Origin of the sequence: Neiella litorisoli, assembly GCF_014773395.1 — a bacterium.
In the GTDB taxonomy this organism is placed as follows: Bacteria; Pseudomonadota; Gammaproteobacteria; order Enterobacterales; family Neiellaceae; genus Neiella; species Neiella litorisoli.
Genome location: NZ_JACXAF010000020.1, coordinates 61,038 through 73,603 on the forward strand (window position 1 = coordinate 61,038; position 12,566 = coordinate 73,603).

Below are 12,566 nucleotides of genomic sequence, written 5' to 3' on the forward strand. Positions count from 1 at the left end.
GGGAGACATCCATAGCAGTCGAGACTAAGATGAATTATGATTATGCCGCAACATTAGCAGCTTACCAGATCAGAACTCAACCGAGAGTTGGGCATTAGGGACGTCAACTTGAGCACTCGCTTTATTATTCACCCGCTTGCTATCTTTACGGCACTATTGCCGCTAGCAGCAATGGCCTCTAACAACAATGACAGCAGCTCGCAACCCAATGTCACAGGAGAATGCTTGTCGGACTCGGTGCATGTCGACAGCGGTATTAATTTTTCGCCATTAGATGCCAATCAACCATTGAGCATCTCCGCCGACCGCGTCGCCGGCGATCACGAAAGTGAGCTGACTTTCTCTGGCCAAGTCAAAATTTCTCGCGGCCCTCATCGCTTATCTGCCGACGATGCCACCCTCGACCGCGCCAAACAGCAGCTCGGCGCCAGCGGCAACGTCCATTACCAATCGCCGAACGTCGAAGTTCATTCGTCTAGCTTATCGGCCGACGCCAATGCCAACGTCATTGTCATGACAGATTCGGAATATCAGGTGGTGAATAACCCCACCCATGGCTCGGCACAGAATATTGAAATCCGCCAGGAAGATCAGAAGTTCATCCTTGAAGACGGCAGTTTTACCACCTGTCCGAAAGGCGATGAAAGCTGGGTCATGAATGCCGATCGGATTGAGCTGGATGGCGAAACCGAATGGGGTGAGGCTCGCAATTCGGTGATCCGCATTGGCGATGTGCCAGTGTTGTGGATGCCGTACATGACCTTCCCGTTATCGGACAAACGCAAAAGCGGTCTGCTGTTTCCAAGCATCTCCAACAGTAGCCGTAATGGTCTGGACGTCAAACAACCTTACTATTGGAATATTGCCCCTAATTTTGATGCCACCTTAACGCCGCGATATATCGCCAATTCCGGCACTCAAATTGGCGCCGAGGTTCGATATTTAAGACCCGAGCAAAGCAACCAGTTTAATGTCGAATACCTTGATTCTGATGATGAGCTACAAAACTCGGACGAGCGCTACTTGTATCGTTGGCTCCACCTTGGCCGGTTTAATGACAACGTTCGTAGCTTTGTTGAATACACCGAAGTGTCCGATGACAACTACTTCAACGATCTTGGCAGTGATGTCGCCAGTGAAACGGATAACCGACTCGAACGGGTTGCCCAGCTGACGTTTCTATCAGAACAACTCGATAGCAACCTGACCGTGACCGACTTTGAGATTTTCGGTAACACCCCAGATGTCTATCGGCAGTTACCGCGCGTTGATTTCACCTATCGACTGCCCTACTTCGATGATCTAATCGACGCTCAGATCTATGGCGAATACAACCGGTTTGAGCACTCAGACAATCAATTAGTCAGCGCCAATCGTTATCACATTGAACCAAGCCTGGTGTACAACTGGCACGCACCAGCCGCTGAATTCCAAGCCGAAGCCAAGCTCTATCAAACTTATTTTGACCAAGACGATCCCACGTCAACCTATGATTCTTCGGTTTCCCGAACCTTACCGTCGCTGCGGTTGTACGGTCAGCTTAACTTCGAACGCTCCGTTAACTTATTCGGCAGCGACTACACCCAGCGATTAGAGCCGCAGGTGCAGTACTTGTTGGTTGGCCATCAACGGCAAGACGACATCGCCCTGTACGACACGGTGGCACTGCGCGAGGACTTTTATGGCCTGTATCGCGACCGTCGATTCAGTGGTTTAGACCGCATTGCTGACACCAACCAAATTACCATTGGCGCAACCACTCGACTGTTTAACAGCGCCAACAAAGAAACATTGCGGTTCTCCTTCGGCCAGATTTTCTATTTCGAAGAGAGCAAAATCATCGAACAACTCTCTGGTCGTAAAGTTGAAGACACCAGTGCGTTTGCCACGGCCTTGGACACATACTTTGACGATTACAGTATTCACGCCGAATACCGCTACAACTTCGAGCGCAGCGCCACCGAAGCGTCGAATATTTTGCTGAATTACACCCCGGGCGAGCGCAAGCTGATTCAATTGAGTTACCGTTACTCGCCGGAGCCGCTGAACTTCACCAATGTTTCTGGTGACCCGCTCGATAGCCGCGAAGTCAACCAACTTGGCTCGGTCGTGAGCTGGCCCTTGTATGACCGCTATCAACTGGTAGCGAGCCACTATCGCGATACCGAATTAAAACGCTCAGTGGAAACTCTGGCCGGTATCCAATATCAGTCTTGTTGTTGGGCCATTCGACTGGTTTATCAGCGCAACCTGAACACCAACTTCCCAGAAGGTGACGGCACTACCGCCGATCGCGATGCCTACGATTCTGGGATTGCCTTGCAATTTGAGCTCAAAGGCTTGGGCGGCAACCGCGACAGCAGTGGCCACCGAACCATGATCGATGAGTCAATTTTCGGTTACCGCAAAAACTATTACTTAAATAACTGACGATTGGTTGGCCTTTTTCAGTAAACAAATGGCGTCACGCACACGCCTTTGTTACAGTCGCTGGCAAAGGTCAACAGCCTCTTTAAATTGTGTTAATCTCATGCGCTATTCGCCGCCATTAGTGGCTCGCATCAATTGATCAAAGTAACTATATGATGAAACGTATCACTCTCGCCGCTGTTCAAGCGATCACCCTGCTATTGGCTCTGAACTTCAATGCCATGGCAGAGCCACAATTGATCGATCGTGTCGTTGTTCGAGTTAACAATGCCGTTGTCCTTGAAAGTGAGGTCACGCGGATGCTTAACGACATCAAAGCCCGTGCAACCGATGCCGGCCAAACCTTACCTCGTGATGCCGTGCTACGAACTCAGATCACGGACCGCTTAATTGACCGCCAGCTGCAATTATCGATGGCCGACCGCATGGGTCTGCGCGTAACCGATGCTCAACTCGACCAAACGATTGCCAACGTCGCCGCCCAAGAAGGCGTCACTGTTGAGCAAATGCGCCGAGACATGGAAGCCGGTGGTGCCAGCTATCAACTTTATCGCGAGCAAGTACGAGAAGAGCTGATCATCGGTGACGTCACGCGCATCGCGGTGCGAAACCGTATCAGCGTGTCACCACAAGAGGTTGAAGGCCTGGCTAGCATGCTAGAGCAGGAAAACCAAAACAACCAAGAAATGCACTTCGGCCACATCATGGTGGTGGCGGCTACTGACGCCAGCAAACAAGAAATCGAAGATGCTCAAAAACGCATTGATCGGATCATGGAATTGCTCAATGAAGGCAGCGATTTCCGCCGTCAGGCGACCACTTCATCGCAAGGCCCGAAAGCCCTTGAAGGTGGTGATTGGGGCTGGATGAACGTCAACGAAGTGCCGACTATTTTTGCCGATTCACTGCGTGGCGCCAGCAAAGGCGAATTGCTGGGGCCAATCCGCAGCCCTGTTGGTTTCCATATTTTAAAAGTATTTGATGTCCGCGGCGTCGAAGCGGTAGAGCTAGAAGAAGTGCGCTCGCGCCACATTCTGTTGCAGCCATCAATCATCATGAGTGAGTCGAAAGCGCGCTCGATGCTTGAATCATTTGCCCAACAGCTGCGTCAGGACGATTCTAAGTTTGCCGAGTTAGCTGAAGAGTATTCCGAAGATCCGGGCTCAGCCTCGCAAGGTGGTGAGCTGGGTTGGTCAAACCCAGATATCTTTGTACCTGAGTTTGCCAAACAGCTAAATACACTACAAATCAATGAGATCAGTGAGCCATTTCGTACCACACACGGCTGGCATATTGTTCAGTTGCTGGAGAAGCGGGTGCTTGATGCGTCTGATAAACGCTGGAATGACCGCGCTTATCAGATGATTGCCAACCGTAAGTTTACCGAAGAGTCAGCGCGCTGGCTGCGGGAAATGCGAGACAGTGCCTACATTGATGTCATCGACGAGTAATTCAATATGACATTAAGAATAGCCATCACTCCCGGCGAGCCGGCTGGCATTGGCCCAGACTTGGTATTGAAATTAGCCCAGCGCGACTGGCCGGTTGAACTGGTTGCTTGTGCCAACGTTGAGTTATTGCAACAACGCGCCGAGCAACTTGGCCTAGACATAGAGCTTAAACATTACGATGCCAGCCAAGCGCCCCAGCCCTCTAAAGCGGGCTCGATTCAAGTTGCCAATCACACATTGCCAGCTAAAGTCACCAGCGGCCAATTGTGCCCGGAAAACGGCCCCTACGTGCTTGATACCTTGCTGACCGCTATTAATGGCAATATGACCGGCGAATTCAGTGCGGTTGTCACCGGTCCGGTCCACAAGGGAGTGATTAACGAGTCGGGCGTGTCTTTTAGCGGCCATACCGAATTTTTCGCGCAACATGCCAATACCCCAGATGTCGTGATGATGTTGGCTACCGAGGGGCTTCGAGTCGCATTAGTGACCACTCACATCCCGTTAGCGTACGTATCAAAAGCGATTACGGCCGAGCGCGTGGAAAAGATGGTTCGCATTCTACACCATGATTTACAAGATAAATTCGCCATTCAATCGCCTCGTATTTACGTCTGTGGCTTGAATCCTCATGCCGGCGAAGATGGCCACCTCGGCACCGAAGAAATCACCACCATTAATCCGGTCCTGCAATCGCTGCGCGACGAAGGAATGGATTTAGTCGGCTGCCTGCCGGCCGATACCTTGTTCCAGCCAAAGTACCTCGATAACGCAGATGCCGTGCTGGCGATGTATCACGATCAAGGCCTGCCGGTGTTAAAAGCCAAAGGCTTTGGCGCCTCCATGAATATTACTCTTGGTTTACCGTTCATCCGTACCTCAGTTGACCATGGCACTGCCTTGGAACTCGCCGGTACCGGTGAAGCTGATGAAGGTAGTTTTATCGTCGCCTTATCTGAAGCCATCAAGATGGCCACGGCGCGAGCAAATCAGCAAAGAGAATCGCAATGAATCAACGCAACCACCTCGGCCATACTGCCAGAAAACGCTTCGGTCAAAACTTCCTGACCGATAGCCATGTCATCGACGGCATCGTGCGTGCTATCTCACCGCAAAGTGAAGATATCCTAGTCGAAATTGGCCCAGGCTTAGGCGCCCTGACCGAACCGGTCGCTGAAGTCGCAGACCACTTGCATGTGGTTGAGCTTGATCGTGATTTGGCCAAGCGACTGCGCCATCATCCATTTATCAGCAATAAATTAACCGTCCACGAAGGCGACGCCCTCAAGTTCGATTTTCGGCAGCTTTGTGACGATGGCAAGAAATTGAAAGTGTTCGGCAACCTGCCATACAACGTATCAACACCGCTGATCTTTCACCTGTTGAGTTTTCAGGACAGCATTGAAAACATGCATTTCATGCTGCAAAAAGAAGTGGTGGTGCGGATGGCCGCTGGCCCCGGTAGCAAAGCGTATGGGCGGCTGTCGGTGATGACTCAGTATTACTGTAAAGCTGTTCCAGTACTGGAAGTGCCACCGTCAGCATTCAAACCGGCCCCCAAAGTCGACAGCGCGGTGATCCGCTTGATCCCGACCGCTCCTCAATGGCCGGCAGAAGATGTCGCGGTACTCGAGCGTGTTGTCGCTGAAGCCTTTAATCAACGCCGCAAAACGTTGCGAAACAGCCTTAAACGTCAGGTTAGCGCCAGCACCCTCGAATCGCTCGGTATCGATCCTAGTGTCCGACCAGAGCAAGTCACCATTGAGCAATTTGTTGCGATCAGTAACTATGTAGCAATCAATGGCTCAGCAGAAGATAGCGAAAACGAAACCGCATGACAGACTCGTTAAGCAATTCAATCCAAATAGATGTTGAGGTGACTTATCTGGAGCGCCAATCGCTGCCGGAAAAAGACCATTATTTGTTTGCCTACACCATTTCAATCACCAACCAGGGCAGCGAATCGGCTAAGTTGATGACGCGCCACTGGCACATCACCAATGGCGATGGCGAAGAAAGCACTGTCAGTGGCCCCGGCGTAGTCGGCAAGCAGCCCGACTTGGCCCCAGGTAAAACCTTTACCTATACCAGCAGTGCAGCCATTGAAACTGCCGTTGGTACGATGCATGGCCATTACACCTTTTGCAGTGCGAACGGCACCGTTTTCGATGTTCCTATTCCCGCCTTCCGCCTCGCTAGCGCCAATATTCTGCACTAAAGGACAGTTGCAGTGGCTCTCTACCTAGTCGGTGACATTCAAGGCTGTTTTGACGAGCTGCAACTACTGTTAGCGCAAGTCAACTTTGATTCGAGCCAAGATCAACTTTGGATCACCGGCGATTTGGTGGCCCGTGGCCCTAAGTCATTGAAGACACTGCGCTGGGTCAAACAGCAAAAGAACGTCTTTACCATCCTTGGTAATCACGACTTACATCTGCTCGCCGTTGCCGAAGGCCTCAAGCCGCAAAAAACAAAAGACAAAACGGCGGCTATCTTCAACGCCAAAGATCGTGATGAGTTATTGCATTGGTTACGCCATCAACCACTGTTGCTACAACATCCTGATCACCCTTTGGTGATGACTCACGCCGGTATTTACCCGCGTTGGAGCATAGAGCAGGCAGCGATGCTCGCCAAAGAAGTCGAGCGCCAGTTGCAAAGCGATCACTATTTGTCTTTGTTGTCATCAATGTATGGTGATGCGCCGGATGTTTGGTCGTATGATTTATCTGGAGCGCCGCGCTGGCGTTTCATTATTAATGCTTTCACCCGCATGCGTTTTTGTCATCCAAACGGAAGTTTGGACTTAAATACTAAAGTCGCGCCGAATGATGCCGATGAATTATTAGTGCCGTGGTTTCAACTACACCATCAACATCATGTGACTAATCATACAGTTGCATTCGGCCACTGGGCCGCGTTGATGGGCCAGACCAATAACAACAAGTATCTCGCGCTAGATACTGGCTGTGTTTGGGGAAACTACTTAACCATGTATTGCTGGCAAAGTGGCAAGTATTTCACACAGCAAATGTTGCGTTAAACCAACCCAAATCATGGTAAAAATTAACAGATTCCGGTACTTTGCTCACAAAAAATAACAATATCGACGTTGGTTTTTAGTTTTAGTCAGGAAAAACATTGGAATGAAATTATCGGTTGCTATGCGGGTTATACTCGGTTTTACCGTGATAACCGCGCTTTTATTGTTCAGTGGTGCAAGCTCTTTACTTAGCTTAAGTACAGTCAACAACTCACAAAAACAAGTGAATGATGTTGCCATCCCCACGCTGAATGCGGTCAATAACTTGCAACTGAAGATTGCAGCGTCGCATACCATCACGCTGGAAGCCTTCTATGCCGACAAGACTGCAGGTGTCGACCAAATGATGCCTCAGTTTGACGATCGGCTCGCGCAGTTAGACGCCGCCCTCAGCACTCTGATGGCGATTGACTTCGACAATTCAGAATTTCAGCAAAATCGCCAACAAGCACAAACCATTACCACCGAGTTTATCTCATCAGCTCGGCAATCCATCGAGGCCCGCCGCGCCAGTCTGATGGCTCGGCAACAAGCCTTATCATCCTTTGAAGACCTGACCGACAACGCCGATGATGCCAGCGGCTACTTGCTCGATTTGCTCGATTCAGCGGAAGGCTCTGAAATCGCGTCAGTGCAACAGGTTGCCTCGTTCGCCAACAATCTCGATGTCAAAGTGATGTCTACGCTGACGGTCAATCAAGATATCCTGACCATGACCAAGACTGAGCAGCTCAACACCGCCAAAAGCGAACTTGATTTTATTGTCCGCGAAATCCAGTCGCTTACTGACAGCATTGTTGAGCGTCAGGATGAATTGGATGAGCCGGAATATGTTGATGATGTCACCGACAGTATCGATGCAGTGCTGTCACTCCTCAGCAGTAATCAATCGCCGCTATTGAAGCAACGCACAGCTATCGAGCAGCAACATATTGCCAAGCAGATGCATGACCAATTCGAAGGTCAAAGTACACGGCTGTCATCCTTGCTGCTTGGCTTGGCAGATTCGGTTAGTGATTTCAGCCAGCAAGCGCAAACGGCGGTGACCGACGAAGTCAGCAGCGGCAAGCGGGTCAACACCATTGTCATGATTATTTCGGTTCTGTTAGCCGCGGCGATTGCTTTTGTTGTCGTGCGCAGCATTGTCCTGCCGCTAAACCGCGTTAACGGCATGCTTAAAACACTGGCGAGCGGTGATCTGACCCAACGCCTTGAAACCTCGCAAAACGACGAATTCGGCGTTTTAGCAACAAACGTCAACGTGTTAATCGATAATCTACGCGAAGTGATCAATGGCATTGTTGATCGCTCAGCGCAGCTTGGTTCTGCTGCCGAGCAAACCTCGGCTATTACCGAGCAAACAACGGTGTCGATTCAGCAGCAACGCAGTGAAATCGAACAAGTGGCCACAGCCACCACCGAAATGAACAGCACGGCTCAGCAAGTAGTTAACAGCGCCAATGACACCCTGGCGGCCATTAAGCATGCAGATGACGAAGCCGAGCACGTCAAACAGCTTGCCTACAATAATCGTCAAACCATGGAGAGTCTGGCCGAGGAAGTCGATAATGCTTCCAACGTCATTAACCAGCTCCATGAAGACAGCACCAGCATCAGCTCAATCCTTGATGTGATCCGTGGTATCGCCGAACAAACGAATTTGCTGGCACTCAATGCGGCAATTGAAGCAGCTCGCGCAGGTGAACAAGGTCGCGGTTTTGCGGTAGTCGCCGACGAAGTGCGCTCACTTGCTAGCCGCACCCAAGAATCGACTCAAGAAATCAATGAGATGATTGAGAAGCTGCAAGAAGGTGCCGAGCGCGCGGTGAAGTCAATGGAACAGGGCAAACAGAAAGCCACCCAGTGCGTTCAGCAAACGGAAGAATCAACCAATGCGCTGCAAGTGATCACCGACTCGGTACACCATGCCCATGATATTAGCAGCCAAATCAACACCGCTGCGCAAGAGCAGACCTCGGTAACTGCGCAAATCAGTGAGCGTTTAGAGCAGATTGTTACCATCGCGGAAGAGAACGCGTCGGGTGCTCAACAAACCTCGCAAGCCAGTCATCAGGTCTCTGATCTATCGACTCAGTTAAAACGCTCGATTGAGCAATTCACCGTCTAGCGACTGTAAATCCAAACCATAAAAAACGCGCCAGATGGCGCGTTTTTTCGTTGTACCGCGAGTTGCTTAATTAATACGACCTTGAATCGCAGCAACCGTAGCCGAACCACCGTGACCATTAGCTTCCGCCCATTGGAGGATGGTTTGACCGTCTTTCTCAGGCTCAGTCAGAATGCTTTTTGACAACTTCTTAGCAATGAACTCACCGGTTTCGTGAGCATTTTTGTCCATTGCCCAACGCAGCAAGCTCATGCCGTTACACTCAAAACCGACATAAATGTCGCGCAAACGCAATGAGGCATTTTTCAGTGTCTTACGAACTCGACCTTTATCGTTTTGCGCAGTGTATTCACATACACTGGTCAACGCCTGTTCGACGCTTGATGCTTGAACTGCTGGAACCCAAATTGCAGAAATAGAAATCGCGGCACCAATTGCCAGCGTTTTAGTTAAAACAGACATTTTAATACCCCTAGAAACATGCCTTCAGCTCAATATATGTTAACTAATTATATATCGCCAACCCATAAATTTATTGGGGTTACAACAAGTTTCTAACCATTTACTAGTAACATTAAATTGCCATGTGGACAAAATCACACGAATGGTCGTTTTTCTCATCTTTTGGGTGATGGTATTTTGACACTTGACGGAATTTGTCTGGCCATTTGGGGAAAAATGCATCACCTTCTGGCTCGGCATCGATAAAGGTTAAATACAAATCTGTCGCCTGCGCTAAGAAGTGTTGGTAAATCTGGCCACCACCAATAATCATCACTTCATCCGTCTGCTGAGCGGCAATATCAAGCGCTGCGTCCGGACTTGCCACCACGGTAATACCCTCAGCGTTAAAATTAGCATCGCGGGTAATGACAATATTGAGTCGCCCAGGCAGCGGGCGCCCAATCGATTCAAAGGTTTTTCGCCCCATCACGACGGGTTTGCCCATGGTCACTTGCTTGAAGTGTTTAAGATCAGCGGGCATATGCCATGGCATTTGATTGTCTTTGCCAATAACGCGGTTACGGCCCATTGCCGCGATTAGAGAAATGCGCATCCGTTGTTACTCATACTGCAGGTTTGGGGCGATAGAATAGCAACCTAGGCGCTGCGATTCCAAACGCCAGTGAAATCAGAATAAACACGGTTTTCAGGCCATCACTCAGCGCTAATGTGACTAATTCCGGTGCATAACGATTGTGCACATTCATTTCAATTAACGTCACCATAAAACCGAACGCATATTTGCCGGGGATCATTGGGATCACGGCAGCAACGGCGAACACTTGAGTTGGCGCTAAGAATCGACGCGACCAGTACATTGCCAATGAACCAACCGCAAACGCTCCAGCCAACGATGCGATTTCGATAGGAACATTGGCGTAGACACAGCTACTACGTATGCCAAAGCCAATAAATGCGGCGAAACCACAATATTTGAGAAATCGCTTTGGTACATTAAACAAAACTGCGAACCCAACAGCTGGCACGATTGCAACCACCATGGGCAAAATAATTGCGTTCACGATCGCCATTAAATCCATGACCAAACTCCCGTCATCGTCATTGACAACATGATGCCAATACCCGTTGCCATCACCAGCAAGGTGACAAACGCCCAACGAGCAACGGCCATATTGGTATACCCCTCCACCGCATCGGATATCGCGTTAATAGACGGTAATCCGGGCACTAACATGAGAACAGTTGCCGCCATGGCGATATGAGGCTGCTCACCGATGTCTAACATCACACCAAACGATGCGATAGTCGTCGCAACAAAGGCTGTGACAACAAAGTTAATCAAAGGGTTGACTCGCTGGTGGCCAAGCGACTGACGCACAGTCATGCCAATTAAACTGGCTAAAAGAGTGGTGCCACATTCAGGTAAACCGCCACCAAAAAGAAAACAAAAACAGGCACAGCTAAGTGCAACCATGGCAGCAACGAGCCAGCGATTGTACTTTTTGGGTTTGTCACTGAGTTGCCTCAGACGGCGTTCTACTTCGTATTCATCGGCAACGCCACGTTCAACCATCTCGGCTAAACCTGCGACATCACAAACGACTTTAAGGTTAATGCCGCGATCGACCACGCGGCGGACTTTGGTGAGAAATTCTTTGTTGTAGACCGTCGTCAGCATCAAGCTGTTTGCGGTAATCGCGATATCGGCCCAATCGGCTCCAAGCGCAGTGCAGAGCCGATGAATCGTGGTTTCGGCCAACTTACTGTCAGCCCCATACTGCAGCATCAATTGTCCGGCCCAAAGCCCTAGTCGTATTACATTTTGATGCTGCTGTTGATTCACGTCGTTATCCTACTCGCGTTATTTCTGATAGATGACATGACCGTCATCTTCCTCATCGTCCCAATCATCATCATCGTCATCCCAATCTTCGAAATCAGGATTTGCATTGGCATCTTCCATTTGTTCTTTGTGGTAATGATCCCATTGGAACTCGACTTCTTCGTCCTCTGATGCTTCTTCGATGATCCGCGGCATCTCCTCAAGCTGTTCGCCTATGACTTGTGCCAGCGCTTGAGTGCCATTACGCTCTGCGGCTGAAATCTGGAACACCGGACCTTCCCAGCCTAGCGCATCAGTGACACGTTCAATGACTTCAGCGAGTTCATCTTCGAGCATCAAGTCGGTCTTGTTGAACACCAACCAACGCGGCTTATCAGCCAAGGCATCGCTGTGCTGCTCAATCTCATTGATAATGGTCATGGCATTATCAACCGGATCGGAGCCATCGGCCGGCATGACATCGACCAAATGCAGCAAAATGCGGCAGCGTTCTAAGTGCTTTAAGAACTGCACACCCAAACCAGCACCATCACTCGCACCTTCAATCAAACCGGGAATATCGGCAATCACGAAGCTGCTTGATGCGCCCAAGCGAACCACACCTAAATTTGGTACTAAGGTAGTAAAAGGATAGTCAGCGACTTTCGGTTTGGCAGCTGAGACTGAGCGAATAAAAGTCGATTTACCGGCATTTGGCAAGCCGAGCAAACCAACATCTGCCAACAGCAATAATTCTAGTTGCACGTGGCGGGCTTCACCCGGCGTACCGTTCGTTTTTTGCCTTGGTGCTCGGTTAGTTGAGCTTTTGAAACGCGCGTTACCCAAACCATGGAAGCCACCTTTGGCTGCCAGCATGCGCTGACCATGCTTAGTCAAGTCGCCCAAGATCTCTTGCGTGTCTTCATCGCGAATGCGGGTGCCAACAGGTACCTTCAGCGTTTTATCTTCACCACGGCGGCCAGTACAGTTGCGGCTTTGGCCATTAGTTCCATGCTCGGCCTGAAAGGCGCGCTCGAATTGGTAATCGATCAGAGTATTTAGGTTTTCATCTGCCTCGAAAAAGATGTGGCCGCCATCGCCGCCATCGCCACCATCCGGACCACCTTTGGGGATATATTTTTCACGGCGAAAACTCACCGTACCATTACCGCCCTTTCCGGCTTCAATATGGATTCGTGCTTCATCTACAAATTTCATGACATGTGC

Annotated in this window: 12 protein-coding genes; 7 read left to right on the top strand and 5 right to left on the bottom strand. The window is 50.0% G+C overall.

Annotated elements, in window-relative coordinates; genetic code table 11:
• The first annotated feature begins 108 nt into the window (after nt 1-108).
• The 7 genes from lptD (at nt 109) to IC617_RS14475 (ending at nt 9,052) form a co-directional block, all read left to right on the top strand.
• A complete protein-coding gene (lptD, locus tag IC617_RS14445; protein ID WP_191145696.1) occupies nt 109-2,430 on the top strand; it encodes an LPS assembly protein LptD in 2,322 nt (773 codons plus the stop codon).
• A gap of 152 nt (nt 2,431-2,582) precedes the next feature.
• Nucleotides 2,583-3,881, top strand: coding sequence for a peptidylprolyl isomerase SurA (surA, locus tag IC617_RS14450; protein ID WP_439651274.1), 1,299 nt, complete (start codon nt 2,583-2,585; stop codon nt 3,879-3,881).
• Between the two features lie 6 nt (nt 3,882-3,887).
• A complete protein-coding gene (pdxA, locus tag IC617_RS14455) occupies nt 3,888-4,892 on the top strand; it encodes a 4-hydroxythreonine-4-phosphate dehydrogenase PdxA (protein WP_191145697.1) in 1,005 nt (334 codons plus the stop codon).
• Nucleotides 4,889-5,719 carry a 16S rRNA (adenine(1518)-N(6)/adenine(1519)-N(6))-dimethyltransferase RsmA gene (gene rsmA, locus IC617_RS14460; RefSeq protein ID WP_191145698.1) on the top strand — a complete coding sequence of 277 codons (831 nt, stop codon included), beginning with the start codon at nt 4,889-4,891 and terminating at the stop codon, nt 5,717-5,719. Before pdxA ends, rsmA begins: the two co-directional genes overlap by 4 nt.
• Nucleotides 5,716-6,099: a Co2+/Mg2+ efflux facilitator ApaG/CorD gene (gene apaG / locus IC617_RS14465; protein ID WP_191145699.1), complete on the top strand. Its 384-nt coding sequence runs from the start codon at nt 5,716-5,718 to the stop codon at nt 6,097-6,099. The genes rsmA and apaG overlap by 4 nt, the downstream gene beginning before the upstream one ends.
• Before the next feature lie 12 nt (nt 6,100-6,111).
• Nucleotides 6,112-6,924 (top strand): symmetrical bis(5'-nucleosyl)-tetraphosphatase, encoded by an 813-nt coding sequence (locus tag IC617_RS14470; protein ID WP_191145700.1) that lies wholly within the window; start codon nt 6,112-6,114, stop codon nt 6,922-6,924.
• A gap of 103 nt (nt 6,925-7,027) precedes the next feature.
• The gene (locus tag IC617_RS14475; protein WP_191145701.1) at nt 7,028-9,052 is read left to right on the top strand and encodes a methyl-accepting chemotaxis protein; all 2,025 of its coding nucleotides are present in this window, start codon (nt 7,028-7,030) and stop codon (nt 9,050-9,052) included.
• Between the two features lie 66 nt (nt 9,053-9,118).
• Here the strand turns inward: IC617_RS14475 and IC617_RS14480 are convergent, their stop codons facing one another.
• The 5 genes from IC617_RS14480 to cgtA all read right to left on the bottom strand — a co-directional run bounded on the left by IC617_RS14480 (nt 9,119) and on the right by cgtA (nt 12,557).
• Nucleotides 9,119-9,514 carry a DUF3718 domain-containing protein gene (locus IC617_RS14480; protein ID WP_191145702.1) on the bottom strand — a complete coding sequence of 132 codons (396 nt, stop codon included), beginning with the start codon at nt 9,512-9,514 and terminating at the stop codon, nt 9,119-9,121.
• 112 nt (nt 9,515-9,626) lie between these two features.
• Entirely contained in the window at nt 9,627-10,109 is a 483-nt protein-coding gene (folA, locus tag IC617_RS14485; RefSeq protein WP_191145703.1) for a type 3 dihydrofolate reductase, read from the bottom strand.
• A gap of 10 nt (nt 10,110-10,119) precedes the next feature.
• On the bottom strand, nt 10,120-10,596 hold the full coding sequence (locus IC617_RS14490) for a threonine/serine exporter family protein (protein ID WP_224746031.1): 477 nt from the start codon (nt 10,594-10,596) through the stop codon (nt 10,120-10,122).
• Nucleotides 10,587-11,360: a threonine/serine exporter family protein gene (locus IC617_RS14495; protein ID WP_369410409.1), complete on the bottom strand. Its 774-nt coding sequence runs from the start codon at nt 11,358-11,360 to the stop codon at nt 10,587-10,589. The genes IC617_RS14490 and IC617_RS14495 overlap by 10 nt, the downstream gene beginning before the upstream one ends.
• Before the next feature lie 18 nt (nt 11,361-11,378).
• Complete coding sequence (gene cgtA / locus IC617_RS14500; RefSeq protein WP_191145705.1) at nt 11,379-12,557, bottom strand: Obg family GTPase CgtA; 1,179 nt, start codon at nt 12,555-12,557, stop codon at nt 11,379-11,381.
• Nucleotides 12,558-12,566 lie beyond the last annotated feature (9 nt).

Excerpts from the sequence above, each read along its gene's own strand:
- cgtA (WP_191145705.1), bottom strand. The coding sequence starts at position 12,557 with ATGAAATTTGTAGATGAAGCACGAATCCATATTGAAGCCGGAAAGGGC.
- IC617_RS14480 (WP_191145702.1), bottom strand. The coding sequence starts at position 9,514 with ATGTCTGTTTTAACTAAAACGCTGGCAATTGGTGCCGCGATTTCTATT.
- IC617_RS14475 (WP_191145701.1), top strand. The coding sequence starts at position 7,028 with ATGAAATTATCGGTTGCTATGCGGGTTATACTCGGTTTTACCGTGATA.
- IC617_RS14490 (WP_224746031.1), bottom strand. The coding sequence starts at position 10,596 with ATGGATTTAATGGCGATCGTGAACGCAATTATTTTGCCCATGGTGGTT.
- surA (WP_439651274.1), top strand. The coding sequence starts at position 2,583 with ATGATGAAACGTATCACTCTCGCCGCTGTTCAAGCGATCACCCTGCTA.
- rsmA (WP_191145698.1), top strand. The coding sequence starts at position 4,889 with ATGAATCAACGCAACCACCTCGGCCATACTGCCAGAAAACGCTTCGGT.
- apaG (WP_191145699.1), top strand. The coding sequence starts at position 5,716 with ATGACAGACTCGTTAAGCAATTCAATCCAAATAGATGTTGAGGTGACT.
- pdxA (WP_191145697.1), top strand. The coding sequence starts at position 3,888 with ATGACATTAAGAATAGCCATCACTCCCGGCGAGCCGGCTGGCATTGGC.
- folA (WP_191145703.1), bottom strand. The coding sequence starts at position 10,109 with ATGCGCATTTCTCTAATCGCGGCAATGGGCCGTAACCGCGTTATTGGC.